23 protein-coding genes and 1 riboswitch are annotated in these 25209 nt (G+C 65.6%); of the genes, 3 read left to right on the top strand and 20 right to left on the bottom strand.

Annotated features, from left to right (window positions below; translation table 11 throughout):
* Positions 1 to 2: 2 nt before the first annotated feature.
* From sufB to QM467_RS06000, 5 genes are all read right to left on the bottom strand, one after another.
* A complete protein-coding gene (sufB, locus tag QM467_RS06020) occupies positions 3 to 1484 on the bottom strand; it encodes a Fe-S cluster assembly protein SufB (protein ID WP_283365405.1) in 1482 nt (493 codons plus the stop codon).
* A 62-nt stretch (positions 1485 to 1546) separates the two neighbouring features.
* Complete coding sequence (locus QM467_RS06015) at positions 1547 to 2680, bottom strand: cysteine desulfurase family protein (protein WP_283365404.1); 1134 nt, start codon at positions 2678 to 2680, stop codon at positions 1547 to 1549.
* Between the two features lie 139 nt (positions 2681 to 2819).
* Positions 2820 to 3011, bottom strand: a complete 192-nt coding sequence (locus QM467_RS06010) for a hypothetical protein (RefSeq protein ID WP_283365403.1) — start codon at positions 3009 to 3011, stop codon at positions 2820 to 2822.
* A 225-nt stretch (positions 3012 to 3236) separates the two neighbouring features.
* A complete protein-coding gene (bluB, locus tag QM467_RS06005; protein ID WP_283365402.1) occupies positions 3237 to 3878 on the bottom strand; it encodes a 5,6-dimethylbenzimidazole synthase in 642 nt (213 codons plus the stop codon).
* Positions 3878 to 5188, bottom strand: a complete 1311-nt coding sequence (locus tag QM467_RS06000) for a cobyrinate a,c-diamide synthase (protein ID WP_283365532.1) — start codon at positions 5186 to 5188, stop codon at positions 3878 to 3880. Before QM467_RS06000 ends, bluB begins: the two co-directional genes overlap by 1 nt.
* A gap of 59 nt (positions 5189 to 5247) precedes the next feature.
* Here QM467_RS06000 and QM467_RS05995 point away from each other — a divergent pair, with 59 nt between their 5' ends.
* Entirely contained in the window at positions 5248 to 6342 is a 1095-nt protein-coding gene (locus QM467_RS05995; protein ID WP_283365401.1) for a cobalt-precorrin-5B (C(1))-methyltransferase, read from the top strand.
* Between the two features lie 11 nt (positions 6343 to 6353).
* On the opposite strand, the gene cobM is transcribed toward QM467_RS05995, so the two are convergent.
* The 3 genes from cobM to cbiE are packed head-to-tail and all read right to left on the bottom strand — an operon-like array spanning position 6354 to position 8766.
* On the bottom strand, positions 6354 to 7142 hold the full coding sequence (gene cobM / locus QM467_RS05990) for a precorrin-4 C(11)-methyltransferase (RefSeq protein WP_283365400.1): 789 nt from the start codon (positions 7140 to 7142) through the stop codon (positions 6354 to 6356).
* Positions 7139 to 7546 carry a cobalamin biosynthesis protein gene (locus QM467_RS05985; protein WP_283365399.1) on the bottom strand — a complete coding sequence of 136 codons (408 nt, stop codon included), beginning with the start codon at positions 7544 to 7546 and terminating at the stop codon, positions 7139 to 7141. The genes cobM and QM467_RS05985 overlap by 4 nt, the downstream gene beginning before the upstream one ends.
* On the bottom strand, positions 7540 to 8766 hold the full coding sequence (gene cbiE / locus QM467_RS05980; protein WP_283365398.1) for a precorrin-6y C5,15-methyltransferase (decarboxylating) subunit CbiE: 1227 nt from the start codon (positions 8764 to 8766) through the stop codon (positions 7540 to 7542). The genes QM467_RS05985 and cbiE overlap by 7 nt, the downstream gene beginning before the upstream one ends.
* Positions 8767 to 8819: 53 nt before the next feature.
* On the opposite strand from cbiE, the gene QM467_RS05975 reads away from it, so the two are divergent.
* A complete protein-coding gene (locus QM467_RS05975; protein WP_283365397.1) occupies positions 8820 to 9578 on the top strand; it encodes a cobalt-precorrin-6A reductase in 759 nt (252 codons plus the stop codon).
* On the opposite strand, the gene cobJ is transcribed toward QM467_RS05975, so the two are convergent.
* From cobJ to QM467_RS05940, 7 genes are all read right to left on the bottom strand, one after another.
* Positions 9560 to 10327, bottom strand: coding sequence for a precorrin-3B C(17)-methyltransferase (gene cobJ / locus QM467_RS05970; protein WP_283365396.1), 768 nt, complete (start codon positions 10325 to 10327; stop codon positions 9560 to 9562). The two genes, QM467_RS05975 and cobJ, sit on opposite strands and share 19 nt — an antisense overlap.
* 20 nt (positions 10328 to 10347) lie before the next feature.
* Positions 10348 to 11076 (bottom strand): precorrin-2 C(20)-methyltransferase, encoded by a 729-nt coding sequence (locus tag QM467_RS05965; protein ID WP_283365395.1) that lies wholly within the window; start codon positions 11074 to 11076, stop codon positions 10348 to 10350.
* Positions 11073 to 11702 carry a precorrin-8X methylmutase gene (locus tag QM467_RS05960; RefSeq protein WP_283365394.1) on the bottom strand — a complete coding sequence of 210 codons (630 nt, stop codon included), beginning with the start codon at positions 11700 to 11702 and terminating at the stop codon, positions 11073 to 11075. The genes QM467_RS05965 and QM467_RS05960 overlap by 4 nt, the downstream gene beginning before the upstream one ends.
* A complete protein-coding gene (cobG, locus tag QM467_RS05955; RefSeq protein ID WP_283365393.1) occupies positions 11699 to 12949 on the bottom strand; it encodes a precorrin-3B synthase in 1251 nt (416 codons plus the stop codon). Before cobG ends, QM467_RS05960 begins: the two co-directional genes overlap by 4 nt.
* Positions 12946 to 16260 (bottom strand): cobaltochelatase subunit CobN, encoded by a 3315-nt coding sequence (cobN, locus tag QM467_RS05950; RefSeq protein WP_283365392.1) that lies wholly within the window; start codon positions 16258 to 16260, stop codon positions 12946 to 12948. The genes cobG and cobN overlap by 4 nt, the downstream gene beginning before the upstream one ends.
* 4 nt (positions 16261 to 16264) lie before the next feature.
* The gene (cobW, locus tag QM467_RS05945) at positions 16265 to 17296 is read right to left on the bottom strand and encodes a cobalamin biosynthesis protein CobW (RefSeq protein ID WP_283365391.1); all 1032 of its coding nucleotides are present in this window, start codon (positions 17294 to 17296) and stop codon (positions 16265 to 16267) included.
* Positions 17297 to 17378: 82 nt separating this feature from the next.
* A riboswitch (cobalamin riboswitch) is annotated at positions 17379 to 17577 on the bottom strand.
* A 174-nt stretch (positions 17578 to 17751) separates the two neighbouring features.
* Positions 17752 to 18369: a L,D-transpeptidase gene (locus QM467_RS05940; protein WP_283365390.1), complete on the bottom strand. Its 618-nt coding sequence runs from the start codon at positions 18367 to 18369 to the stop codon at positions 17752 to 17754.
* Between the two features lie 391 nt (positions 18370 to 18760).
* On the opposite strand from QM467_RS05940, the gene QM467_RS05935 reads away from it, so the two are divergent.
* Positions 18761 to 19690 carry a histone deacetylase family protein gene (locus QM467_RS05935; protein ID WP_283365389.1) on the top strand — a complete coding sequence of 310 codons (930 nt, stop codon included), beginning with the start codon at positions 18761 to 18763 and terminating at the stop codon, positions 19688 to 19690.
* Between the two features lie 33 nt (positions 19691 to 19723).
* On the opposite strand, the gene QM467_RS05930 is transcribed toward QM467_RS05935, so the two are convergent.
* The 5 genes from QM467_RS05930 to QM467_RS05910 all read right to left on the bottom strand — a co-directional run bounded on the left by QM467_RS05930 (position 19724) and on the right by QM467_RS05910 (position 25145).
* A complete protein-coding gene (locus tag QM467_RS05930) occupies positions 19724 to 20665 on the bottom strand; it encodes a metallophosphoesterase (RefSeq protein ID WP_283365388.1) in 942 nt (313 codons plus the stop codon).
* Between the two features lie 120 nt (positions 20666 to 20785).
* The gene (locus QM467_RS05925) at positions 20786 to 20989 is read right to left on the bottom strand and encodes a hypothetical protein (protein ID WP_283365387.1); all 204 of its coding nucleotides are present in this window, start codon (positions 20987 to 20989) and stop codon (positions 20786 to 20788) included.
* A gap of 140 nt (positions 20990 to 21129) precedes the next feature.
* Positions 21130 to 22623, bottom strand: coding sequence for an amidase family protein (locus QM467_RS05920; RefSeq protein ID WP_283365386.1), 1494 nt, complete (start codon positions 22621 to 22623; stop codon positions 21130 to 21132).
* Between the two features lie 19 nt (positions 22624 to 22642).
* The gene (locus tag QM467_RS05915) at positions 22643 to 23107 is read right to left on the bottom strand and encodes a MarR family winged helix-turn-helix transcriptional regulator (protein WP_283365385.1); all 465 of its coding nucleotides are present in this window, start codon (positions 23105 to 23107) and stop codon (positions 22643 to 22645) included.
* Between the two features lie 82 nt (positions 23108 to 23189).
* Positions 23190 to 25145, bottom strand: a complete 1956-nt coding sequence (locus tag QM467_RS05910; protein WP_283365384.1) for a putative bifunctional diguanylate cyclase/phosphodiesterase — start codon at positions 25143 to 25145, stop codon at positions 23190 to 23192.
* Positions 25146 to 25209 lie beyond the last annotated feature (64 nt).

Below are 25209 nucleotides of genomic sequence, written 5' to 3'. Positions count from 1 at the left end.
CGTCAGCCGACGCTGCCCTCAAGCGAAATGGCGATGAGCTTTTGCGCCTCGACGGCAAACTCCATAGGAAGCTGCTGGAGCACGTCGCGCACGAAGCCATTGACGATAAGAGCCGTCGCTTCCTCAGCGGAAAGGCCGCGCTGCATGCAATAGAACAGCTGGTCGTCCGAGATTTTCGACGTCGTCGCCTCATGCTCGAATATGGCGGAGGAGTTCTTCGCCTCGATATAGGGCACGGTATGGGCGCCGCAGGCATTGCCGATCAGCAGCGAGTCGCATTGGGTGAAATTGCGCGCATTGACCGCCTTGCGATGCGCGGAAATCTGGCCGCGATAGGTGTTCTGCGAATGGCCGGCGGCGATGCCCTTCGAGATCACCCGGCTCGACGTATTGGCGCCGAGATGCAGCATCTTGGTGCCGGAATCGACCTGCTGCCTGCCGTTGGAAATCGCGATGGAATAGAACTCGCCGCGCGAAAAATCGCCGCGCAGGATGCAGGACGGATATTTCCAGGTGATGGCCGAGCCGGTTTCGACCTGGGTCCATGAAATCTTGGAGTGGTCGCCACGGCAATCGCCGCGCTTGGTGACGAAGTTGTAGATGCCGCCCTTGCCCTCGCTGTCGCCGGGATACCAATTTTGAACAGTGGAATATTTGATTTCCGCTTCGTCATGCGCGACCAGTTCGACCACGGCCGCATGAAGCTGGTTCTCGTCGCGCTGCGGCGCCGTGCAACCTTCGAGATAGGAGACGTAGGAGCCCTTGTCGGCGATGATGAGCGTGCGCTCGAACTGGCCGGTGTTCTTCTCATTGATGCGGAAATAGGTCGAAAGCTCCATCGGGCAGCGCACGCCGGGCGGCACATAGACGAAGGAGCCATCGGAAAACACCGCCGAATTGAGCGTGGCGAAATAATTGTCGGTCACCGGCACGACAGAGCCGAGATATTTCCTCACCAGCTCCGGATGGGTCTGGATCGCCTCGGAAATCGGGCAGAAGATCACGCCGGCCTTGGCCAGCTCCGCCTTGAAGGTCGTGGCCACCGAGACGGAATCGAACACGGCGTCGACCGCCACCTTGCGGGCGTTGGGGTCCGGCTGCACGCCGGCCAGTAGCTCCTGCTCGCGCAGCGGGATGCCAAGCTTCTCATAGGTGCGCAGCAGTTCGGGATCGACCTCGTCGAGCGATTTCGGCCCCTCGGCGCTTTTTGGCGCGGCGTAATAATAGAGGTCCTGATAATCGATCGGCGGGTAATGCACGCGCGCCCATTTGGGCTCGGTCATGGTCAGCCAGCGCCGGAAGGCGTCGAGGCGCCATTCCGTCATCCATTCCGGCTCATTCTTCTTGGCCGAAATGAAGCGGACGATGTCCTCGTCCAGACCCTTTGGGGCCTTGTCGGATTCGATATCAGTGAAAAAACCGTATTTATAGGCGTCAACGTCAAGCGTCTTGACCTTGTCGACAGTCTCCTGGACAGCCGCCATCTTGATTCTCCTCACCTAACGCGGGTTCAAGGCCCGCTGGTTGAGTCTATGTCCGAAGCGGATCAGGTTTTGAGCCGTCGCCGCATTCTCTCGCGCACCTTAGCCAATATTTCCAGAAAACGCACGCCCTCTTCCCAGGTTGAGCCCCATCCGAGGCTGATACGCAAGGCGGAGCGTGCAAGATCAGGCGAAACGCCCATGGCCGCCAGCACATAAGAGGGCGCCACCTTGCCCGACGAACAAGCCGAGCCGGAGGACAGCGCCACGCTTTCCACGTCGAAGGCCGCGACCAGCGTTTCCGCGGCGAGACCCGGCAAGGCGAAAGCCAGACTATTGCCGACGCGCGGCGCCTCTCTTCCGAATATGGCGGCTTCGGGCGCGATTTCCAGCACGCCAGCCTGCAAAAAGTCGCGCAATCTGGCAAGCCGCGCCTCTTCCGCCTCGCGCGCCGCCTCCGCCTCGACCAGCGCGCCGGCGAATCCTGCAATGGCGGCGACATTTTCCGTGCCGCCGCGCAGGCCCCGCTCCTGCCCGCCGCCGCGAATGAAGGCGGCCTTGGGCGCAAGGTCGCGCCGGGCGTAAACCAGAGCGCCCGCGCCCTTCGGCCCGCCAAGCTTGTGGCTTGAGATGAACAGAACATCGGCGCCGGTCGCCGCGAAGGCGCAGGGAATGCGCGCAAAACCCTGCACCGCGTCACAAATCACGATTCCGCCCGCCGCATGAACCAGTTCCGCCGCCTCGGCGAGAGGCTGGATCACGCCGGTCTCGTTGTTCACCGCCTGAAGCGCCAGAACCGGACGCTGGCCCGGCGCCTCGGCCAAGCGGGCGCGAAGATCGTCGAGATCGAGCCTGCCCTGCGAATCGAGTCGAACGGCGCCAACATTCTCGGCTGGGAACGAATGGCCCGCCTGGACGCAGGCATGCTCCCCCGCCCCGATCAGCAGGCGATCGCTTTCGCCCGGACGCAAGGCGGTCGCGGCGGCCTCGGTCGCGCCCGAAACGAACAGAACATGATCGGGCCTGACGCCCAAGGCGCCGGAGACTGCGACCCGGGCCGATTCGATCACCGCGCGCGCCGCGCGTCCCTCGGCATGCACGCTCGAGGCGTTGCCGGCGTCGAGCGCCCTCAGCATCGCCTCGCGCGCCAGGGGACGCAGCGGCGCCGTGGCGTTATAATCGAAATAGATCCGTTTCATCGGCTCGACGTGGAACAGCTTCCCGAGGAGGCGGCTTATCGCCTGCCGCGCGGCGCGACAACCGAATTGAACGGCTATGAAAAGAAAAAGGCGCCTCGACGATCATCGCCGGGCGCCACAACTCGCCGAATCCGCGCAATCAGACCAATTGGATCAGGCGGAACAGGAATTTCTGGTCGCCGGTGACATAACTGCTGCCGACGCTGATGACGCAGCCAAGCGCGATGATTGTCGCCGTCGTCCGCACGATATAGCCGAAGGACGCCACGAGGTCTCTTTCCACGCGCAACGGCCTGCTCTGATCTTCAAACTGAAGAATGAAACGACCCATCGCCTGTCTCCCGCCAGGAACGCGCCGCAGCCGCCAAGACTGCCAGAATTGCCCGAGCTTGTGCGACAATTAGACGCGAACGTTGATCGAGCAAAGTTAGCTTTTACCTAACGAAACAACCGTTTCAAATGCAATTTTTATATGAACTTGACTATAGTGAAACGACCGTAGCAAACAAAATGACTATTTTATTAAACTTTTAGCAACAGGCTCGTTGCGCGCGCATCAGACATTGACGATGCGGCGCCCGAAGTCAGTGCGCTCCTGCCAGCCATTGCGCACGAGCTCGGGATCGACATGCTCTTCTTCCGGCCAGCCAAGGCAGAGGAAAGCGATGAACTTATAGGACGGCGGAGTATCAAGCGCAGCGCAGACCTGCGCTGGATCGAGGATCGAGACCCAGCCAAGGCCAAGCCCGGCAGCCCGCGCCGAGAGCCATAGGCCCGCGATCATGCCGACGACCGAGTAATCCAACATTTCCGGCATGGTGCGGGCGCCAAGGCCATGGCCCTGTTCGGTCGCGTGATCGCAAAACACCGCAAGCTGCACTGGCGCAGCGTCGATGCCCGCCAGTTTGAGACGCGCGTAAATTGCGGCGCGCTCGTCGCTCTGCGCCGCAAGCGCCTCGGCGTTGCAGGCCAGGAAATTGCGCCGGATTTCGGCGCGCTTGTCGGCGCTCACGACACGCAGGAAGCGCCACGGCTGGCTGTTGCCGACCGAAGGCGCGATCTGCGCGAGGTCGAACAGGGAGTCGAGCAGGTCCTCGGGGACGGGATCGGTGCGGAAGCGCCGGACGTCGCGCCGCCAGCGCATCAATTCAGCAAGCTCGGCCCGGAACTGCGGATCAAAGACAGGTGTCTGCGCCATCATGCAACCTCGGCGACGCAATGGAAAAAGCTGCCCGAAACGAGCCCCCTCCGCGAACCCGACGGCGCTGGCGCGCCGCCATAAGCGTCGGCGGCGACCGCCATCGGCTCGTCCGCGCCGAGCGTGGCGATGCTGGCGTAGTGGAACTCATGGCCGCGAAATCTTTGCCCTTTCCGGCCGAGCGCGCAATCGGCCAAAAGAGTCGCGTCGCGATAGCCAAGCGTCATCTTGCGCCGGGCGAAGGAGGTTTGCACGGACAGGAGCCCGGCCATGTGGTGAACGTCGCCTGCGGCGTCGGTCAGGCTTTCGCCCAGAACCATATAGCCGCCGCATTCGCCATGGACCCGCCTCTCGCCCGCGAAATCGCGCAAGCCCGCAAGGAACCGCCCGTTCGCGGCAAGTCGCCCGGCGTGAAGCTCGGGATAGCCCCCAGGCAGCCAGACGCAATCGGCCTCAGGCGGCGGCTCGTCGGCCAGCGGCGAAAAAAAGACGATCTCCGCGCCCCGCCCGCGCCAACCGGCGAGGATGTGCGGATAGAGGAAGGAAAAGGCGGCGTCGCGCGCGATGGCGATGCGCTGGCCCGGCGGCGCGAGCGCCACGCGCGGAGACCCCTCCGTCGCCAGAGGCGCGGCGAGAGCGAGCACGGCGTCAAGATCGACATGAGCCGAAACGAAATCCGCCAGCGACTCGAGCCGCGCTTCAAGCTCCGCTGTCTCCGCCGCCTGGACGAGGCCGAGATGACGCTCGGGCAGCGCGACATCGGCCTGTTTCGGCAAGGCGCCCAAAACCTTGAGGCCCGCGGCCTCGACGCCCTCCCGCGCCAGCCGCAAATGGCGCGGGCTGCCGATCTTGTTGAGCACGACCCCTTTTACCCGCAAACGAGGGTCGAAACTCGCGCAACCCTTGGCCACCGCTCCAGCCGATTGCGCCTGGCCGGAAGCGTCGAGCGCCAGCAGAACCGGCAGGCCCAAAGCGGCGGCGACGTCGGCGGAGGCCCCCGTGCGGCCGGGCGGCGCCGGGACGCCGTCGAACAGGCCCATCGAGGCTTCCGCAAGCAGAAGCTCGGCGCCGTCGGAGGCCCGGGCCGCGAGCGCGGCGAGCAGGCTTTCGTCCATGGCCCAGGAATCGAGATTGAGGCTGTCGCGCCCCAGCGCCGCCTGATGGAAGGCCGGGTCGATATAATCCGGCCCGGACTTGGCCCCGGCGACCTTGACGCCGCGCCGGCGCAGCGCGCGCATCAGGCCGAGCGTGAGCGTGGTCTTGCCTGAGCCCGAGCGCGGCGCGGCGATGAGCAGGCCGGATGGGCGCATCGCGACGCTCATGCGAAAAAATCCTTTTGCGAGCGGGCCACGGCGCGGTAGCAGGAGATATGGACGAGAACGCCCCCAATCTGCGACGCGGCTGGACTACCGGCGCCTGCGCGGCGGCCGCCGCCCGCGCGGCTTTTGCGGCGCTGATGAGCGGCGAATTCCCCGACCCTGTGACCATCCGGCTGCCCGGCGGCCAGACGCCGGCCTTCGCGCTGGCCCTCACCGAACGCGGCGAAAATTTCTGCCGAGCGGGCATTATCAAGGACGCCGGCGACGACCCCGACGTGACCCATGGCGCCTTGATCATCGCGCGCGTCTCGCGCGGCGCGCCCGGCGCGGGTGTGACTTTCTCGGCGGGCGAAGGCGTTGGCATGATCACCAAGCCGGGCCTGCCGCTGCCCGTCGGCGAACCGGCGATCAACCCCATGCCCCGCCAGATGATCCGCGAGGCGCTCTCCGCCGAAGCCGCAAAACAAGGTGGATTTGGCGGCGACGCGACCGATATTCACGTCGAAATATCCGTGCCGGGCGGCGCTAAGATCGCCGAGCGCACCCTCAATGGAAGGCTCGGCATCGTCGGCGGCCTGTCCATTCTCGGCACGACCGGAATCGTGACGCCCTTCTCCTGCGCGGCCTGGATTTCCTCGATCCATCGCGGCATAGACGTCGCCCGCGCGCTGGGGCTGGATACCGTCGCGGGCGCCACCGGCTCGACCTCCGAAGCTGCGGTCAAGGCGCTCCATGGCTTGCCCGAGGAAGCCCTGATCGACATGGGCGATTTCGTCGGCGGCATGCTGAAATATCTGCGCAAACATCCCACGCCCCGCGTGATCGTCGCGGGCGGCATGGCCAAGATGACCAAGCTGGCGCAGGGCCTGTTCGACCTGCACTCCAAACGCGGCGGCGTCGATCTCGATTTTCTCGCGAGTTTCGCCGAAGGCGAAGCGGCCGAGGCCATCCGCGCCGCCAATTCCGCCAAGCACGCCTTCGAGATCGCCCAAAGCGCGGGCCTCGACATCGCGCGCGCCGTGGCGGACGCCGCCTGGACCGCGGCGGCCAAGGCGCTCCATGGCGCGCCGAGCGAGTTGGAAATCGTGGTGTTCGACCGCGACGGCGGCCTTCTGGCGAAGACCGGATTTCGCAAGATCGGCTGAAGCGGCGCCGCTCATTCCTCCTCCACCACGCCATCCGGCCGCACATAGCCGCCGCGATAACGGCGCCGGTAATCCGGATCATAGAGCGCGCTTTCGCGGAAATCACTCGCGCCCAGGGCGGGGCCAACGAGGATCAGCGCCGTGCGGGTCATCGGATCCTCGCGCGTTGCGGCGACGATGGTCGCGAGCGTCGCCTGCACGATCCGCTCGTCCGGCCAGCTCGCGCGAAACACCAAAGCGATCGGGCAATCCGGCCCGTAGAAGGGCAGCAGCTCCGCGACGATTTTATCAAGCACATGGATGGAGAGATGAATCGCCAAAGTCGCGCCGGTGGCGGCGAAAGCGGCAAGCTTTTCCTTTTCCGGCATGGCCGAAGCGCGACCGGAGGTGCGGGTGAGCACCAAGGATTGTGCGACTTCCGGCAGGGTCAATTCGCGCTGCAAGGCGGCGGCGGCCGCGGCGAAGGACGGCACGCCGGGCGTGACGTCATATGCAATGCCCAAGGCGTCGAGCCGGCGCAACTGCTCGCCCATCGCGCTCCACACCGAAAGATCGCCGGAATGCAGCCGTGCGACATCCTGATCATTGTCGCGCGCGGAAATGAATTCGGCGGCGATTTCATCGAGCGTCATCGGCGCCGTATCGACGATGCGCGCGCCGGGCGGGCAATGCGCGAGCAGTTCCCTAGGCACCAGCGAGCCGGCATAGAGACAGACCGGGCAGCGCGCGAGCAGGTCGCGGCCGCGCAGCGTGATGAGATCGGGCGCGCCCGGACCGGCGCCGATGAAATGCACTTTCATATGTTCAACTCGTCTGCTGGCGCGGCAAGCGCGCAGGTGACGCTGTTTTGCGCGCGGCGTGGCGCGATCAGGACGGCGTTGGGTCCGCCGCCCATCAAGGCGGCGGCCTCCGCGACGCTGGCGAAGCCAGTCTTCTCCTGCACGAGCGCCGAAGCTTTCGCGCCACGGGCGAGAAACTCCGTTTGGCGCGCGGAAAACTCTGCTTCGTCAAGGGCAACGACTTCCACGCCGAGGCGCGCCGCCGCATCGCGCAGAGCGGGCGTCCGAGCCTTGCGCGCGAGCGTGAAAATCCTCGCCTTTGCGTATGGCGGCGCCTCTTCCAGCATCGCCTGCGCGAGGGCGGAAATGTCCTCTGCGCGCGCGCTGGTTGCGGCGCCGATTCCAATGGCGATGGCGCTCAACATGGCTTGTCGAAAGTCCATTGCAGGATGGGCAAAGCGGGCCGCAAGGCGAAGAAGCCGCCGAGCCTTTCCGCGCGCGAAATCTGCGCCGAAATCAGTTCGCCGCCAAGGGCGCCGTGACGCGCGATCAGCAGGGCTTGCGTCTCCAGCGTCACGCCATTGGCGACCAGCCGCCCGCCAGGCGCCAGGGCGTCGAGCGCCGCGTCCAGCACGCCAGGCGCCGTGACGCCGCCGCCGATGAAGATTTTTTGCGGGCGCGCGAGATCGCTCAAGGCCTCAGGCGCGCGCCCTTCGACCACATGCAGCTGCGGGGTTCCCAAAGCGAGAGCGTTGCGCCGGATGCGCGCCGCGCGCTCCGCATTGGCCTCGATCGCGATAGCCGCATTCTTCTCATCCGCCAGCAGAAACTCGATCGCGACGGAGCCGGACCCCGCGCCAATATCCCACAGCAATTCGCCCTTGCGCGGCGCCAGCGCGGAGAGGGTGAGCGCCCGGATTTCCGCCTTGGTGATCTGCCCGTCATGTTCGAAAAACGCGTCCGGCAGGCCCGGCGCGCGCGACAGGATTTTCGCGTCACGATCCGCGACCAGATCGAGCGCGATGGTGTTCAGCGCCGCGATATCCTCCAACGCAAAATCGCGCGCGAGAATCGCCCGCAGTTTTTCACGCGGGCCGCCGAGACTTTCGCAAATGGTCAGGCGCGAGGCGCCGAAGCCGCGCCGCGTCAACAGCGCCGCCAGTTTCCCCGGCGTCGCGCCATCCCACGAAAGCGCGATGATCTTTGCGCCATCGAATAGATGGGGGATGATCCTTTCGAGCGGACGGCCATGCAACGTCGCCAGCGCGCAATCCTGCTGCGCCCAACCGAGACGCGCGGCGACCAGGCTGAAGGCGGACGGCGCTGGCAGGCAGGTCATTTCCGCAGCCGGAATGGCGCGCGCCAAGACCGAACCGACGCCATAAAAAAAAGGATCGCCCGACGCCAGCACGACAATCTTCTCGCCGCGCCGCGCCAGGATTTGCGGATAGGCTTCATCCATTGGCGAGGGCCAGGAAAGCGTCTCGCAGGCAAAAGGCGCAGCGAGCGCCAGGTGACGCGCGCCGCCGACGACCAGCGCCGCTTGCGCCAGCGCCGCATTTGCGGCAGGAGACAGGCCGTCGCGCCCGTCCTCGCCAAGACCGATCAAGGTGAGCCAAGGTCCAGCCGGCGACGTCGCGCTCATGAGCCTTCTCCAAGTGGAGCGCGCCGTCGCGCATAAAGAAGTGGAGCACGCCCTTGCGCAGCTTGATCCGCATTTTGATTCTTGGCGGCACGACGCAAGCAAGCGAACTGGCTCGCGCACTCGCCGACCGTGCGGATGTTTCGCCGCTGCTCTCGCTCGCAGGACGCACGCAGAACCCGGCGCCGGCGCCAATCCCCTGCCGCATCGGCGGCTTCGGCGGAGCGGACGGGTTGGCGACGTTCTTGCGCGCGGAAAATTTCGACGCGCTGATCGATGCGACCCACCCGTTCGCGGAAAAAATTTCCGCCAACGCCCGCGCGGCCAGCGCGGCGAGCGGCGTTCCCCTGCTGGTCTTTTCGCGACCGGCTTGGGCGCCCGGCGACGGCGACCAATGGCGCGAAGTCGCGACAATGGCCGACGCGGTCGCCGCGCTCGGCGACGCGCCGCGCCGCGTATTTCTCACTCAGGGCCGGTTGCAGCTTGCCGCCTTCGCCGCGGCGCCGCAGCACTATTATCTCGTGCGCGCCATTGATAAGCCCGACGAACTGCGCTTGCTCCCGCATCACAAATTCATTTCCGCGCGCGGCCCGTTCACGCTCGAAGGCGAGCGCGAGCTGATGCGCGCGGAGGGAATTGAAATCCTCGTCTCCAAGAACAGCGGCGGCGGCGCGACGGCGGCCAAACTGGTCGCGGCGCGCGATCTGAACATTCCGGTCATTCTCGTCGCGCGACCTGAAGCCGAAGGCGCCGCCGAGGCCGCCCGGCTCGACGACGTGCTGGACTGGATCGAGGCTCATCGGCCCGCCCCATAGCTGCGCGGCGTCAGAAGCCACGGCTCGGCGCCGGGACGCGGAATGAGCCGCGTTTCCGACGAACCGATCAGCACCAAAGTCGCCATGTCGACCAGCCCCGGATCTGCGGAGGCGAGATCGCTCAGGATGACGCGCTCGTCGGGGCGCCCGATGGCGCGGGCGAAGGCGACCGGCGTCTGTCCGCCCTTCATTCCGCGCAGCAGATCGAAAGCGTCAAAAATCTGGCGGGGCCGCGCCTTTGACGCGGGATTATAGAGCGCGATGACGAAATCGCCTTCCGCCGCCGCGCGCAGGCGCCGAGCGATGATTTCCCAGGATTTCAGATTGTCCGACAGCGAAATCACGCAAAAATCATGGCCGAGCGGCGCGCCGAGACGCGCCGCCGCCGCCAGCACGGCGCTGATTCCCGGCACGATCCGCAGGTCCAGCCCACGCCATTCCGCTTCGCCCGTCTCGACCGCCTCCAGCACCGCCGCCGCCATGCCGAATACCCCGGCGTCGCCGCCGGACACCACGGCAACTTTGCGGCCTGCGCTTGCGAGCTGCAAGGCGTGACGGGCGCGGTCGAGTTCGACGCGATTGTCGGTAGGGAAACGCTCCAGCCCCGCGCGCTCCGGCACGCGGTCCGTATAGGGCTTGTAGCCGATCAGCGCGTCGGCCTCGGCCAGCGCCGCGCCGGCCTCGGGCGCGAGCCATTTGTCAGGGCCGGGGCCAAGGCCGATGATGAATAATTTGCCGCCGCCGCTCATATTAGCATTTCCGCCGCCGCTCATGGCCGACGCCCCCGCCCGCTGACGAGAACAATGGCGAAATAGGGCGCGGAATCGTCCGGCTTGTCGCTCAGCTTCATGATCTTCTCGCCCGCCATGGCGCCGCGCTCGACATAGATGGCGCGATCGTAATGGCCGCTGTCCCGCAGGGCCTGGCGGATCTTGGCGAAATTCTTGCCGACCTTCATGATGACCGCAGCGTCGGTGCGTTGCAAGCTTTCGGTCAACGCCTGCTGAGGCAGGGTGCCGGGCAGAATCGTCATGATGTCGTCGCCCCAGGTCATGGCCTCGCCCGCCGCAGCCCAGCAGCCAGCCATGCCGGGGACGCCCGGAATGATGGTGACGGGAAAACGGTCCCTCAGCCTGATGTAGAGATGCATGAAGGAGCCATAGAACAGCGGGTCGCCCTCGCTCAGGATCGCGACGTCGCGCCCCGCGGCAAGTTCTGCGGCGAGGCTATCCGTCGCCTCTTCGTAGAAATTCCGCAGCGCTTCATTATAGGCTGGGTCGCTCACCGGAATTTCCGTTGTCACCGGATAGAGCAGCGGCATTTCCTGTGCGCTCGCCGGAATCCAGCGGTCGGCGATGCCGCGCGCATTGCCGCGCCGCCCCGCCTTGGCGAAAAATGCGATGACCGGCGCGCTCTCGATGACGCGCACGGCTTTCACCGTCAGGAGTTCGGGATCGCCGGGACCGAGCCCGACGCCATAAAGCCGGCCCACGCTCATTCCTTTTCGCTCGCGAGCGCGTTGATCGCAGCCGCCGCCATGGCGCTGCCGCCCTTGCGCCCGCGCATGGCGATGACCGGAACGCGGCCATCGGCTATCGCGGCGTCCTTCGATTCCGCCGCGCCGACGAAACCGACCGGCATGGCCAGGATCAAGGCCGGCGAAGGCGCTCCGGCGTCGAGCATTTCCAACATGTGAAACAGAGCGGTAGGCGCATTGCCGAAAGCCACCACGGCGCCGGCGAGATGCGGGCGCCACAGCTCCATCGCCGCCGCCGTGCGCGTCGTGCCCATTTCTTTCGCGAGTTCCGCGACGCGCGGATCGGCGAGCGAGCAGATCACTTCGTTGTTTTTTGGCAGGCGCGCGCGGGTGACGCCGAAGGCCACCATATTGGCGTCGCACAGGATCGGCGCGCCGGCGGCGAGCGCCTCTATTCCCGCCTTGGCGGCGCCGGGCGAAAAGAACAGATCGGGCGTGATGTCCACCATGCCGCAGGCGTGAATGACGCGCACGGCGACACGTTCCTCGAACGGATCGAAACGCGCGAGATCCGCCTCGCGCCGGATGATCGCGAAGGAGTTTTTGTAAATTTCCGCGCCGTCGCGGATGTAGTCGTAACCTGTCAAACCCGCGTCCCTTGAGCGAGAGAAATCAGCCGCGATTGTAGCGCGGCGAGGTCGAGCCCACGCGCGGAAGGTCTTTCGCGCGCCAAACCAAAATCAATGAGCGCGTAGCCGTCAGCCTCCGCGACGAGCGTGAGCGCCGGCGCATTGAAGGCGCAGCCTTTTTCGCAGCCGGAAATGTGAACGCGGCCGGCCTGCGCGGACCAATGCGGCGCCAGCGCCAGCGCCAGCGCCCGCACGTCGCCACGCGCAGAGGAACAGGCTGGAGCGCCGGGACAGGCTGCGAAGACCAGCCGCGAATCCCGCGCGTCGAGCAGGAAGCCGAGCCCGGCAAGCCGCTTGGCAAGCTCAACCGCCGCCGCACGCTCCAGCCCGACCACGAGAATCGCGCGCCACGGCGTCAGGCGCAATTCCGCTGCGCCGAAGGCCTGCGCCAGTTCGGCCAGAGGCTCAAGCGAGTCCGCCTCGATGCGCCCGAACAACAGGCCCGCGCCGACGAAATATTTCCCCCCGCATGGCTGCGCGCCAAGGAAATTGTCGCAAGACGCCGCCTCGTCGCGCGCGGAGGACGGCGTGACGACAGCGTCGCCATCCAGCAAGGGCGCGACGCCAAGCCGCGCGACCACGGCGCTCATGCGGCGGTCTTGTCCGCGCAGGCGAAGGAAATTGCGCGCGATCTTTTCGGCGACCGCGCAAATATCTTGCGGGGCGAGTTCGCCCGCCGGCCTGCCGCCGAGCGACAGGGCGAGACGCGGCGGCGCGCCGGGCAGAGCGGCGAAGGCGATGTCCGTCTCGACGCCCTGCAACGGCAGAAGCCCGCCACCATCGACGGAAAAGCCGAATTTCGCGGGCAGATCATGCAGGGCTGTTTCACGCGCCAGCAGGGCCTCCAGCGCCGCTACCAGCGGGCGCGCGTCGAGCGCCGCCGACGGATCGAAACCGGCCATCGGACTCGGGACGACATTGCGGACGGCTTCGGCGCGGGCGTCGGAATCGAGCAGGCCAAGGGCGCGCAACTCCTCCTGCAGGTCCGCGATCTTTTCGCCCGCAACGCCGCGCATTTGCAGATTGGCGCGCGCGGAAAGATCGAAGGCGCCATTGCCGAAACGCCGCGCGAGATCGGCGAAGACTTTCGCGCGTTCGAAGGTGAGGATTCCATTGGTGAGGCGCAGGCGGAAGATATAGCCGTCGCCGCTAAGCATGGGCGCGAGCGCTCCCGGACACCAGCCTTTGCGTAAGGTCGCGGTCATGAATCGCCCCCCATTTCGGCGAGGATCGCGGCGGTGGAATTGCGACGCGATTGCCAAAGCCCGCGCCGTTCGGCTTCGCTGAACTTCTCCGCGATGGACCTCGCCGCGCGCGGATTTTCCCGTTCAAGAAAGGTGCGCACCGCCTCGTCGCCACAAACGGCGTCGAACAGCAGGTCGAAATGGCGCGCCTTGACTGCGTCAGTCAGAGCGGCGAAGGCGAAGAGATTATCGACCGTCTCGGCGATCTCCGCCGCGCCATTGGCGCCATGGCGCATCATGCCTTGGAGCCAGCGCGGATTGGTGGCGCGCGCATGGACGACGCGCGAAATCTCTTCTTCAAGGCTGCGCACTTTCGCGCTCTCGGGCCGCGTGGCGTCGACATGGTAAAGGCTTGGCGCCGCGCCCAGAAATTCCGCCGCCGCCGCAAAGCCGCCCTCATGGGTGGCGAAGGAATCGGCATTGAGAATGTCCTGCCCCGCGAGATCCTGAACATGGACGAAGGCGTCGGCGGTGCGGATGCGCGCAGCGAAATCACCCGCCCCCGCGAGCAGCGCGCCGTCGCGGCCATAGCTTTGAGCATTGGCCGCGAGATATTTTTGCGCCAGTTCGGCGCGGTCGCGCCATTGCGCGCCGGCGAAAGCGCCCGACAGATCGACGCCATAAGCGCCCGGCGCCGCGCCGAAAACGCGGCGAGGTTCAGGCTCGCCGGCCAGCGGATTTTCTTCGCTGGACTCGTCGAGCTGCGCCAGAGCGCGCACAGCGGAGTCGAAGGCTTCGATCTGCTGCGGAAACACGTCGCGGAACAGGCCGGAAATGCGGAGGGTGACGTCAACGCGCGGGCGGCCAAGCTGCGCCAGCGGCAGGATCTCGAATCCCCTCATCCGCGTGGAGGCCGCGTCCCAAAGAGGCCTTGCGCCGAGCAAGGCGAAGGCCTGCGCCAGATCGTCTCCGCCAGTGCGCATGGAGGCGCTGCCCCACAGGTCGAGCACGATGCGGCGCGGCCAATCGCCGTGATCCTGCAGATAGCGCTCGATCACCTCGCTCGCGAGCTTCTGGCCGATCTCCCAGGCCGTGCGCGTGGGAATGGCGCGCGGATCGACCGAGAACAGGTTGCGGCCTGTCGGCAGAACGTCCCTTCGCCCGCGTCCCGGCGCGCCGGATGGGCTCGGCGCGACGAAGCCGCCGTTCAACGCATGGACCAGGGCATCCATTTCCGCCGCGCCGCAGGCGTCGAGCCTTTCCGCGAGATCGCGCGTCTCATAGCCGGAGAGCGTCTCCTCGCGCAGCGCGCCTTGCGGCGACTGGCCAAAGATATGCAGCCCGTCATTGATCCGCATTTCCTTGAGATCGCACAGCCAGGCGTCGAGTTGGATCAGTGCGTCCTCGCCCTCACCTGCTCCGCATTCGCGCAGCAGTCCGGCTGTTTCCGCACGCTGCAGGATCAACTCGGCCAGCATGGTCGCTCTGCGAGGGTCCAGCCCTTGAGCCTGGGCGTATTCGTCGAACAGGCTTTCGAGTTCGGCCAGCGCGCCATGCGCGCCCGCCTTGACCAGCGGCGGCGAGAGATGGCTGACGATGACCGCCGCCGAGCGGCGCTTGGCCTGCGCCGCCTCGCCCGGATTATTGACGATGAAGGGATAGACCAGCGGAATTGGGCCGAGCGCGATTTCAGGCGCGCAATCCTCGGCGAGCGCCACGCTCTTGCCCGGAAGCCATTCCAGCGAGCCATGCGCGCCGCAATGGATCAGGGCGTCGATCTTCTCCCGTTCGCGCAGCCAGAAATAGAAGGCGAGAAAAGCATGGCGCGGCGGCAGCGCCATGTTGTGATAATCCGCCTTGCGATTTTCCGACGAGCCACGATCGGGCTGGAACGCGACGACAATCTTGCCGAAGCGAAGGAAGCGGAAAACGAAGGCGCCGTCGCTGACGGAGCTGTCACTTTCCGGGGCGCCCCAGCAGGCGTCGAGCGCCGCGACGAAATCCGGCGGCAAGCTGGCGAGAAAAGCGCGATAGGCGCGCAGCGACAAGGTCGCGGCCAAGGGCCCGGCAGTGGGCGCGGACTGCAAGGCTTCGAACAGCTTTTCCGGCGTCGCCGCCGCGTCATAGCCCTCGGCGACCAGGCGCGCCACGATCGCGCGCGCACTCGCCTGCGTGTCAAGGCCCACGGCATAGCCCGCGCGGCCGCCCTTGGCCGGGTAGTCCGACAGGATCAGAGCCAGCTTCTTCGCGTCATTGCCAAGGCGGCGCAGGCGCGCCCAGCGCGCGGCGAGAGCCGCCACAAAGCCAATGCGCGAGGCGTCCGGCTCATGGCGCGCCGGGGCGTATTCGAGCGCGTCGGCGCGGTCCTGCGCGCGCTTGAAGGAGATCGCGCGCGTGACGATTCGCCCGTCAACTTCGGGCAGCACCACATTCATCGCCAGATCGGCGGCGGACAGGCCGCGCCGGGACTCGCGCCATTGCTCGACCTGCGCGCCGGAGAGAATGACCTGAAACACCGGCGCATCCGCCGCGTCGAGCACGGCGCCGCCATCGAGACGAGCGGAAAAGGCGGTGGCGTTGAGAATTACGTCGGGCTTTTCCACCGCGAGGCGTTCCGCGAGCCGCGCACAGGCGGCCGGGTCTTTCAGGCTCGACACGAAACAGCTGACGACGCGAAAATTTTCGCGCGCAAGCGCTTCCGCGAGCGCCCGGATCGGCGCGTCGTCGCCGGCCAGATACGCGCTGCGATAGAACAGGACCAGCGCCCTCGGCGCGTCCGCCGGGGCGGGAACACAGCCCGGAGCAAAAAGGCCGAAAGGCGCGACCGGATGCGGCGGCGGCGCCGCGCCTTCGCCGGAAATCTTCGTCGCGATGAAGTCGAGACAGGCCGAGATGTTCTCCGGGCCGCCTTCGCGAAAATAATCCCAGATCTGGCGCAATTCGTCGGGCGGAAGCGTCGAGGCCGCATCGAGCCGCACGTCTTCCATATGGTCGCCGGGAACGACCACGAAGCCGAAGCCGCGCTTGCGCGCCGCCGCGGCAAGCTCCTCGACGCCATAGCGCCAGTAATCCATCCCGCCGAGCAGCCGCACCAGCACGAAACGCGCCTTGGCGCAGACCTTCTCGACGTAGAGATCGACCGAATAGGGATGTTTCAGCAAGGCGAGCGGCGCCAGCCGAAGGCTCGGATGGCGGGCCGCATGGGCGTTGGCGAGCAAGGACAGGTCGCTGTCAGCGAAGGAGAGCGCGACGATATCCGCAGGAGATTGCTCGAGATCCACGGCCTGGGCCGTCTCGTCGAGCGATCTTTGATCCGTGCGGACGAGATGCATGATCTTAGGCCGACAAAGCCGCTTCGACGGCGGCGCGGTCGAAGCCCTTCTGGCCGATCACCACGAGGCGCCCCAAGCGGCTCTCGCCGGCGCGCCAGGGCCGGTCGAACTGATGCGAGAAGCGGCCGCCCACGCCCTGAACCAGCAGGCGCATCGGCTTCCCGCTGACTTCGACGAAGCCCTTCATGCGCAGCACGTCATAATCGCGCGCAATGGCTGCGAGCTTTTCCGACAGGGCAGCCGGATCGGCCACGGAGTCGAGCGGCGCGACCAGGGAGTCGAAATCATCGTGGTCATGCCCCTCCTCGTCATCATGATGCGAGGGGCGGGCGGCGAGGTCGTCCTCCGCCGCCGCCGCGAGGCCGAGCAGCACATCGACGTCGAGCCGGCCTTCGCGCGTTGGCACGATCTTCACAGCGCGCGGCACGGCGGCGGCGATTTCCGCGCGCACTTTTTCCAGCGCGGCTTCGTCGAGCAGGTCCGCCTTGTTCAGCAGGATCAGGTCGGCGCAAAGCAGCTGATCCTCATAGACCTCCTCGAGCGGATTGTCGTGATCGAGTGAAGGGTCCAGCGCGCGTTGGGCGGCCAGCTTTTCCTCGTCGTCGGCGAAGCGCCCGTCGGCGACGGCGGCGGAATCGACCACCGCGATGACGCCGTCGACCGTAAGCTTCGCGCGAATATCCGGCCAGTCGAACGCCTTGACCAAAGGCTTCGGCAAAGCCAGCCCTGAGGTTTCGATGATGATGTGGTCGGGGCGAGGCTCGCGCGCCAGCAGGCCTTCGATGGCGGGCAGGAAATCATCGGCCACCGTGCAGCACAGGCAGCCATTGGCGAGTTCGACGATATTCTCTTCCGTACAGGAGTCGACGCCGCAATTCTTCAGGATCTCGCCATCCACGCCGACATCGCCGAATTCATTGATGACAAGCGCGAGCCGCCGCCCGCGCGCGTTGGTCAGGACATGACGGATCAGCGTGGTCTTGCCGGCGCCGAGAAAGCCGGTGACGATGGTGACGGGAATTTTCGAAAGGCGCATGCTTCGGGCTCCGGGAGGGCGCCCGGCGAGTAAACCGCCATCCGGCCAAACAGCCGAATCGCGACGAGAGCGCCCCGCCCGTCGCGTGGTCAGTTTGACGGCAGGTCTCCTGGCTCATGGGTTTGGCGCCTCCCGCCGCCTTCCCGGTCGCTGGACCAGTGGCTTTGTGGCGTTCGGCTTCCCATTCACAGTTGCGGGGGCAGCTGCGGTTGGAGCGTGAGCCCGTCCGCATTCCCTTTCACGCCCCTTTGCGCAAGGGGACCGTCTGGTGGACTTGTTAGGCGCGGCGGCCTCGCAAGTCAATCGCGCGCCGAAAGGCGCGGCCCGAATTGAGGGAGCGAGCGCCCTCGCGGGATGAGACCACCCCCCGAAATGAAAAGGCCTTCCGGTCCCGAAGGGAGACCGGAAGGCCTTCTGTTCAAAACAGCGCGGCGAAAGACGCGCAGCGGAAATTCTCAATAGGCGCGGGCGGCGACGATGACTTTGGTGCCGATCTTGACGCGGTTGTAAAGGTCGATGGCGTCGATGTCGCGCATGCGGATACAGCCCGAAGACACGTGCTGGCCGATCTTGTCCGGCTCATTGGTGCCGTGGATGCGATACATCGTGTCCTTGTTGCCCTGGAAAAGATACATCGCACGGGCGCCGAGCGGATTGTCGGGACCGCCGGGCAGGCCGCCGGCTTCTGCCGTCGGGCGCAGATGCGGCCAGCGCTCGAGCATGTCGGCCGGGGGCATCCAGCGCGGCCATTCGGCGAGCCGGCCGATGGTGGCTTCGCCCGTCCAGCCGGCCGCTTCGCTGCCGGTCGCGACGCCGTAGCGGATCGCCTTCTTGTTGGGCAGCGAGTAATAAAGAAAGTTCTTGAAGGTATCGACCGTGACGGTGCCCTCGGGCTGGCCGGTCGGATCGTCCACGATATAGCGGCCATATTCGGCCGGCGGATTGCCCTTCGGAGCCAGCGACAGGAATTCACGATCCCGTGTCGTGAGGGTCGGATCGGGCGTGCCGGCCATGTTGCAGCCAGCCAGGGCTGCTGAAATCAAGCCAATGCAAGCAATCGTCCGCAGGTTCATCGGTCCGCCCCAATTCAACGCGCCGCCCCAGCGCTGTCACTTCATAAGTTAATTACCATAAAGAGCCCGCCGGTCACGTCCGCGCGCCGTCAACGGCGTGAATTAACTCGCTTTGTGGCGATTTGGCCACAGTATGGTCACAATGCGCTTAATTTCCCTAACGATTGAAAACGCCATTCCGTTCCATTTTCGGCATCGGCGAAAATGGCCTCGTACTTTTGGTCTAAGACCTAAACTTCGTTGGACAGGCGGAAGGAATAGGGCGATGTTCAGCGCTAATCAGCGCTAAATGGCGTCGCCCCAGCGCTTTTTGAAGTGTCCGCTCCCTTTGCTCCCTTGGCGTCGAGGCGCGATCCGGGAACGCTTGTGGATTTTAGTTTGTGAGCCTGAATTGAACACGCTTCTGCTGACCCATCCCGCGGGCCTCGATCACGACAATGGACCCGGACATCCGGAAAGGCCCGATCGGGTCCGCGTCATCGAACGCATTCTCGAACATGAAAAATTCATGACGCTGATCCGGGCGCAGGCGGACAACGGCACGCGCGAGCAGGCGCTGCGGGTCCATCCTGAATCCTATGTCCAGGCCCTCGAGCAGACTTCGCCGCGCGACGGCTTCGCCCGGCTCGACAGCGACACGACCATGAGCCGCGGCACGCTGGCGGCGGCCTTTCGCGCCATCGGCGGGGCCTGCCAAGCCGTGGACGAGGTGATGCGGCGCGACGTCGACAATGCTTTCGTGGCCATGCGCCCGCCCGGCCACCATGCCGAACGCGCGACGCCGATGGGCTTCTGCTTCTTCAACAACGCCGCCGTCGCCGCGCGTCACGCTATTGCGTCCCACGGGGCGGAGCGAGTCGCGGTCATGGATTTCGACGTGCATCACGGCAACGGAACGCAGGATATCTTCTGGTCCGACCCCAATTGCATGTATCTCTCGACGCATGAAATGCCGCTCTATCCGGGCACCGGCGCAAGCAGCGAGCGCGGCGAGCACAATAATATCGTCAACGCGCCGCTCAACGCCGGCGATACCGGAATGCATTTCCGCGAGGCGATGGAAGTCGCCATCCTGCCCCGGCTCGAGCAGTTCCGCCCCGATCTCGTGATCATTTCCGCCGGTTTCGACGCGCACCGCCGCGACCCGCTCGCCAATCTGAACCTGGTCGAGGCGGATTTCGCCTGGGCGACATCGAAACTGATGGACGTGTCCGATCGCGTCTGCAACGGACGCCTCGTGTCGCTGCTCGAAGGCGGCTATGACCTCGACGGTCTGGCGCGCTCGGTCGCAGCCCATGTCCTGACGCTGATGGGCAGCTGAGCTCGCGCGGCAAGGGCGGCGCGAGACCGATTGTCACCATTCCACGAATTGCGCGAGCGGCGGCTGCGCCGCTCCCAGCATGATTTCGACGATTTCCGGCGGCCGCAACAGCCGCGCCGGCACGATCGATTCGCCGAGCCCGCCCGATATGATCAAATGCCGGTCGCCGCGCTGGAGATGGCCGTAAACATAATCGAAGCCGAAGCGAATGTCGCCGACGACCGGGCCGAGCAGCGGCAGGTTGACCTGACCGCCATGGGTATGGCCACAGAGCGTTAATGCGACGCGCTTCGGGACGGACGGGAAAATCATCGGCTCATGGGCCATCAAGATGATCGGCGCCATGTCGGTCACCTTCGCCAGGGTTCCATCGAGATCGTCCTGCCCGCGCTCGACGCCCCTCGGGCCTTCCCGGCCCCAGGCGTCGATCAGCTGGTCGCCCAGGCCCGCGATCCAGAATTTGCGCCCGTCCTTCGCCAGGGGAAGCGCGTCGTTCTCCAACACCATGATCCCCGCCTGCCCCAACGCCCGGCGGATCGCAACGGCGCCGTCGGATGGCGTGGTCAGCAAGGGGCCATGGGCCCAATCATGATTGCCGAGCACGGCGTAGCAGCCGAGCGGAGCGCGCAGGACCGAAAGAGCCTCCCCGGTCTGCTGCTCATCGACCGCGCGCGTGACGAAAAAATGGCCGGCGTTGAAATCGCCCAGCAACAGCACGGCGTCGGGGTTGAGGGCGTTCGCGGCCTCGCAGATGCGGCGGATTCGCGCGGCGCTCATGAAGGGCTCGCCGGCATGAATGTCCGAAATGACAGCCAGACGCAGGTTCAGGCCCGCTGGCCAGTTGGTTGGGGCAAGGGAATAACGCTTGACCTGAAGCAGGAGATTGGGTTCGACGCCGATCGTATAGGCGGCTGTGGCCGCGCCGATCAACGGCAGCGCCAGCCCGCTGGAGAGAAAGCGACGACGATCGATCATTCAGGCTCCCGCGCCGCCAGCGGCCAGAGGAATTCCTCTCTCACGGAGACCTGATAAGGCGCGCGGGGCGGCTTGCCAACCCCGGACGCTCCGATGAAACGATCGAGCCGGTCGGCGCCGTCAGGCGGCGTTCCGCTGCAGGACCAGCGTTTTCACGGGACGCTCGGCGCGCGTCTCGGTCCGGGCCGTCAATTCTTTTTCGGACGTGAACAGCGCGGCCTCGACGGCGGCGAGGCCGATTTCGCGATACAGACGCGATTGCAGGTCGCGGGCGTCCTGGCGGCGGGGCTGCGGCGGCGGAACAATGATCTCTTGCTCGCTCATGACGGGACTCTTCTGACTCGAACCAACTGGGAAAGAACTGGCCGCATGGTTGACGACCCTTGAATTCCATCGGCGACATTGCAGGCTTAAGATAAATTCCGCGTTAAGCCTGTCTCAAACGGCCTGTCCGGAAACGGCGCTCATCGCGCGGGCGGCGCGCGGAATCCGCCGGTCAGGTTTTCGATCATGCCGGCGATGGCGATGGCCTCGCGGTCCGCATTGAGCGCGCAGATGATCTGGACGCCGCACGGGAGGCCCTGCGGATTCAGCGCCACCGGCGCGACCGTCGCGGGCAGATGGGAGAGCGACGCCAGGCTCGCCCATTTCAGCAGGTCGTAATAAGGCAGTTCGCCCACGCTCGTCGGCAACCGCCGCGCCATCGGGTCTGGCGACAGATCATGTGGAAAGGCGAGGCAAGGCGCGGGCGGGCAAAGAATTGCGTCGTAATGTCTGAAAAACGCGGCGAAACCTTCCCGGATTACCGCCCGGCGCTCCACCAGACGGGAAAAACTCGCCGCGTCGATCCGGGCCGCGCGCGCCCGCATCGCCCGATAGGATTTGTCCTCCGGGGCGAAATCCTTCGCGCTTTCGGCGAAGCGCGCCCGTTCGCTTGGGGAAAGGCCCGCGAAGCCAATGGCGAAACTCAAGGTCGAATAGATCTCGAAGACTTCGGCAAAGGCGACGGCCGGCCGGGTTTCTTCGACCAGCGCGCCCGCGCGTCCGAGGGCCTCCGCCCCGAGCCGAACGGCCGCCTCCACATCGCTATCGACCGGGGCGAAATCCGGATCGAGCCAGAGGGCCAGCCGCAGCTGTTCCGGCCGCGTTTTCCGCACCGGAGGAAAATGCCCGCACTCCATTGCGTTTTGCGGCCCTGCCGTAAGGCAAAGAACGAGATCCAGATCGGCCGCCGAGCGGGCGAGCGGTCCGGCTACCGCCATATCGGGCGGGCTCTTGAGCCGCATGGCTGGCAGCGGCGGAATATGCCCGGCAAGGGGAATACGGCTCCAGCTCGGCTTGAGCCCGTACAGGCCGCAGGCGTGGGCGGGCCAGCGGATCGACCCGCCGAGATCCGAAGCAAGGTCGAAGGCGCAGAATCCCGACGCAACAGCCGCCGCGGCGCCGCCCGACGAGCCGCCGGCCGTGCGCGAGGGATCCCAGGGATTGGAGGTGACCCCGAAAATCGCGTTATGGGTCTGAAAGTCTCCGGTCAGACGGGGCACATTTGTCTTGGCGAAAATGACGGCGCCGGCCGCGCGCAAGCGCTCGACCGCGACGGCGTCCTGTTGCGGACAATAATCGGCCAGCTCCTCCATGCCGCAGGTAGTCGCCAGGCCCGCGGTCTCGAAACTGTCCTTGATCGTGATCGGCAAGCCTTCCAGTTCCCGCGCCTCGCCGCGCGCATAGCGCCGCTCGGCTTCCGCCGCCTGCCGCTCCGCCGCCTCGATGTCATAGGCGGCCAGAGCGTTGATGACTGGATTTCGCTGGAGAACCCGTTCCCAGACCGCCGAAAGCAATTCTCGGGCGGAGAAATCTCGCCGGGTCAGGCCCTTGCGCCAAACGGCGGACGACGCGGCGAAAAAGACCTCATCGAAGCCGGTCGGCGCCGTCAAGCCGACGCGCCGGACGCTGTCCATCCGTCCTCAAGCGAAGGCGTCACGCGCCGGCGCCTTCCGCCAGCACACTGTCTTTCTCGCGCACAAGTTCGCGCGCCTCGACCAGCAATTCCTCGAACAAAGCGAGACGTTCAGGCGCGATCCGTCCAAAGGTCTGGTCAACGAAGGCCTTCTGCACTTCGATGCCGCGCCGCGCGAGGTCGCGTCCCGCAGGCGTCAAATGAATCGCATGGGACCGGCGATCGCCCGCCAGCGTCCGCCGCTCGACCAGGCCGCTGGCGACGAGACGATCGATCAACCCGGAGATATTGCCCTTGGTGACATAGAGCCTCGCCGCCAGCTCCTGCTGGGAGACGCCCTCCCGCTCGGTCAGCGTGGTCAGGACGTCGCATTGAGGGACGGAAAGGTCCAGTTCGCGCAATCGATTGGCTATCGCCAGGCGGGCGCGGGTTTGCAGGCGTATCAATCGAAACCAGACCCTCAGGGCGTCGTTGTCTTGGGTCATTTTCCTCCCCGGGAGCAGGCGTATCGTTAACCTGCAACGCTAACGCTGCGAACCCATGGAAGCAAGCTGGACCTTTCGGGGGCTATCCGGCCGCGACGCGAAGATGCGCCTCCGTCAGCGCGACATGGGGAATCGGCTTGCCGTAAAAATAGCCTTGCGCCTGTGTGACGCCAAGCTGGCGCAGGACAAGATGCTGGCGCAGGGTTTCGACGCCCTCGGCCACCAGTTCAAGATCGAGCTTTTCGGCGAGCACGCGAACGGCCGAAACGATCGCGACCGATTCGCGGCCATCCTCGATATGATCGACGAAGCTCTTGTCGATCTTGATCTTCGAAAAGGGATAGGAGTGGATATAGGACAGCGAGGAGAAGCCGGAGCCGAAATCGTCCAGCGACACGCCGATGCCCAGGCTGGCCAGTTCGATGATGGCGGCCCGGGTCAATTCGGTGTCCTCCATCATGAGCGTCTCGGTAATTTCGAGGTTCAGGCGCGACGCCGGCAACCCCGTGCGGGCCAGAACGTCCTTGACCATCGCGACGAGTTTCTGCGGCTGGCGAAACTGAACGGGCGAGAGGTTGACCGCGACATAGAGCGAGCCCGGCCATCTGACGGCGGCCATGCAGGCCTTTTCCAGGATCTGCTCGCCGATGCGGATGATCGCGCCGGTCTGTTCGGAACAGGGGATGAACTTGACCGGGGGAATCATGCCGCGTACCGGATGGGGCCAGCGCGCGAGAGCCTCGTAGCCGAGCACCGTGCCGGTCTCGATATTGGCGATCGGCTGAAACCACGGCTCGAATTCGTTGCGCGCGATCGCGGTCTCGATTTCAAGCTCCATGATCCGCGCTTCATTGAAGCGGGCCTGCATGGAATTATCGAACACGCAGACGCGGTTGCGGCCCTGACGTTTGGCTTCGTAGAGCGCGATATCCACCTTCTTGAGCAGTTCCTGAGCGGCGACGCCGTGATCGGGATAATGAACGACGCCGAGGCTGCCGCTGATCGAGATCGACGAGGCGTCGACCACCGCCGGCGAGTCGCGCAAGGCCGCCACGATCCGCTCCGCCAGCGCGACGGGAGTCTCGGAGCCTTCCCTGCCGCCTCCCCGCGCGAGAATGATGAACTCGTCGCCGCCAAGCCGCCCGACCAGATCCTCTGCATTGACCACGCGGCGCAGGCGCGCGGCCATTTCCACAATCACGGCGTCGCCGGTGTTGTGGCCGAGCATGTCGTTGATCTCCTTGAAGCGATCGAGATCGACCACCAGCAGGCTGAAGGCCACGCGGGAGCCGATGTCGCAGCGCTCGATTTCGCGATCGAGCGCCTCGGAGAAGGCGAAGCGGTTCATCAGGCCCGTCAACATGTCGTTTTGGGCCATGTGGCGGGTGCGCAGATTGGCGCGATAGAGCTCGACCACCCGTTCGTGCGCGGCGAAGCCCAGTACGATCGCCATGACGACAAGCACCGCGAGCAGAACGGCGTAGGCGACGCCATTCTTCACCGGAATGGTCGAATAGGCGAGGATCATCGGCCAGCACATGCTCAGGACCTGGGCGATGAACAATTTCATCCGCCCCGCGCTGCGCAGGGCGAAGGCGACCGTGAAGCCGACCGCGACGGCGCTTGCCAGGGTCCAGTCCATCGGTTCATTCGTCATGGCGACGAGCAGGTAATTCTGGAAGCCGATACATGCGGCGAACGCCGTCCACCAGAACAGGAACTGGCGATCGAAATAGACCAGACGCGCGCGCTCCAGCGCCACGCCCTTCAGCCGGCGATATTGCGTGTCGAGACGCACCCGCTTGACGCCGATGAGCAGATTGAGCGCGGCGAAGAACCCGCAGACCGGGTCCCAGGTCAGCAGCCAGACGGCGACCGTCAGAACGGTGCTCATGCACATGGCCACGAACAGGGTGCTCTGCGCAGCGCATAGGGAATCGATCAGATGACGAAGCAATTCGTCATCGACATGCCTGTCGGTCAGTGTGGCCGCGGCCGATTGAAACCATCGCCGCACCGGAAGGAAGCGCTTGAGCATGCGCCAACCTTGGACGCGGAAACTTAATAAAATCAAACGATGAGGCGCACCGGGCCCGGTCATT

It is taken from the genome of Rhodoblastus sp. 17X3, from assembly GCF_030056575.1.
Taxonomy (GTDB): Bacteria; Pseudomonadota; Alphaproteobacteria; order Rhizobiales; family Beijerinckiaceae; genus Rhodoblastus.
Note: the sequence above shows the minus strand (reverse complement) of the source record. Positions and strands in the feature narration are given on the sequence as shown.

Excerpts from the sequence above, each read along its gene's own strand:
- QM467_RS05965 (WP_283365395.1), bottom strand. The coding sequence starts at position 11,076 with ATGAGCGTGGGCCGGCTTTATGGCGTCGGGCTCGGTCCCGGCGATCCC.
- cbiE (WP_283365398.1), bottom strand. The coding sequence starts at position 8,766 with ATGAGCGCGACGTCGCCGGCTGGACCTTGGCTCACCTTGATCGGTCTT.
- cobM (WP_283365400.1), bottom strand. The coding sequence starts at position 7,142 with ATGAAAGTGCATTTCATCGGCGCCGGTCCGGGCGCGCCCGATCTCATC.
- QM467_RS06010 (WP_283365403.1), bottom strand. The coding sequence starts at position 3,011 with ATGGGTCGTTTCATTCTTCAGTTTGAAGATCAGAGCAGGCCGTTGCGC.
- QM467_RS05995 (WP_283365401.1), top strand. The coding sequence starts at position 5,248 with ATGGACGAGAACGCCCCCAATCTGCGACGCGGCTGGACTACCGGCGCC.
- QM467_RS05930 (WP_283365388.1), bottom strand. The coding sequence starts at position 20,665 with ATGATCGATCGTCGTCGCTTTCTCTCCAGCGGGCTGGCGCTGCCGTTG.
- cobN (WP_283365392.1), bottom strand. The coding sequence starts at position 16,260 with ATGCATCTCGTCCGCACGGATCAAAGATCGCTCGACGAGACGGCCCAG.
- QM467_RS05940 (WP_283365390.1), bottom strand. The coding sequence starts at position 18,369 with ATGAACCTGCGGACGATTGCTTGCATTGGCTTGATTTCAGCAGCCCTG.
- QM467_RS05925 (WP_283365387.1), bottom strand. The coding sequence starts at position 20,989 with ATGAGCGAGCAAGAGATCATTGTTCCGCCGCCGCAGCCCCGCCGCCAG.
- QM467_RS05920 (WP_283365386.1), bottom strand. The coding sequence starts at position 22,623 with ATGGACAGCGTCCGGCGCGTCGGCTTGACGGCGCCGACCGGCTTCGAT.
- cobW (WP_283365391.1), bottom strand. The coding sequence starts at position 17,296 with ATGCGCCTTTCGAAAATTCCCGTCACCATCGTCACCGGCTTTCTCGGC.
- bluB (WP_283365402.1), bottom strand. The coding sequence starts at position 3,878 with ATGGCGCAGACACCTGTCTTTGATCCGCAGTTCCGGGCCGAGCTTGCT.
- QM467_RS06000 (WP_283365532.1), bottom strand. The coding sequence starts at position 5,188 with ATGCGCCCATCCGGCCTGCTCATCGCCGCGCCGCGCTCGGGCTCAGGC.
- QM467_RS05985 (WP_283365399.1), bottom strand. The coding sequence starts at position 7,546 with ATGTTGAGCGCCATCGCCATTGGAATCGGCGCCGCAACCAGCGCGCGC.
- QM467_RS05915 (WP_283365385.1), bottom strand. The coding sequence starts at position 23,107 with ATGACCCAAGACAACGACGCCCTGAGGGTCTGGTTTCGATTGATACGC.
- sufB (WP_283365405.1), bottom strand. The coding sequence starts at position 1,484 with ATGGCGGCTGTCCAGGAGACTGTCGACAAGGTCAAGACGCTTGACGTT.
- cobG (WP_283365393.1), bottom strand. The coding sequence starts at position 12,949 with ATGACCGCGACCTTACGCAAAGGCTGGTGTCCGGGAGCGCTCGCGCCC.
- QM467_RS06015 (WP_283365404.1), bottom strand. The coding sequence starts at position 2,680 with ATGAAACGGATCTATTTCGATTATAACGCCACGGCGCCGCTGCGTCCC.
- cobJ (WP_283365396.1), bottom strand. The coding sequence starts at position 10,327 with ATGAGCGGCGGCGGCAAATTATTCATCATCGGCCTTGGCCCCGGCCCT.
- QM467_RS05910 (WP_283365384.1), bottom strand. The coding sequence starts at position 25,145 with ATGCTCAAGCGCTTCCTTCCGGTGCGGCGATGGTTTCAATCGGCCGCG.